The sequence below is a fragment of the Stenotrophomonas sp. HMWF023 genome, from assembly GCF_003060985.1.
GTDB lineage: Bacteria > Pseudomonadota > Gammaproteobacteria > Xanthomonadales > Xanthomonadaceae > Stenotrophomonas > Stenotrophomonas lactitubi.
Map to the genome: position 1 here is coordinate 26,011 of NZ_QAIJ01000141.1, position 507 is coordinate 26,517.

Below are 507 nucleotides of genomic sequence, written 5' to 3' on the forward strand. Positions count from 1 at the left end.
GGTAACCCGCCTGTGCACTGCACAGGAAGGCGCAGGCGGCGCCGAATTCGTCCGGCGTACCGAAGCGGCCGGCGGGGATCTGCTGGCGGCGGCGTTCGGCCACGGCCTGCACGTCCCCGTCCTGGTCGGCGGCGTGTGCGAAGTTGGCGCGCAGGCGATCGGTATCGAACTGGCCGGGCAGCAGATTGTTGATCGTGACGTTGTGGGCGACGGTGCGCCGCGCCAGCCCGGCGACAAAGCCGGTCAGGCCGCTGCGCGCGCCGTTGGACAGCGCCAGCGTATCGATGGGTGCCTTCACCGATGACGAGGTGATGTTGACGATGCGGCCGAAGCCGCGTTCGATCATCGCGTCCACGGTGGCGCGGATCAGCGCGATCGGCGCCAGCATGTTGGCGTCCAGCGCAGCGATCCAGTCGTCGCGCTCGAACGTGCGGAAGTCGCCCGGCGGCGGGCCACCGGCGTTGGTCACCAGGATGTCGACCTGCGGGCAGGCGGCCAGCGCTTGGG

Annotated in this window: 1 protein-coding gene; it reads right to left on the reverse strand. The window is 70.4% G+C overall.

What is annotated here, in order from left to right:
* A partial coding sequence (locus tag DBR20_RS07585; RefSeq protein WP_258223244.1) for an SDR family oxidoreductase occupies positions 1–507 on the reverse strand: 507 nt, incomplete at both ends.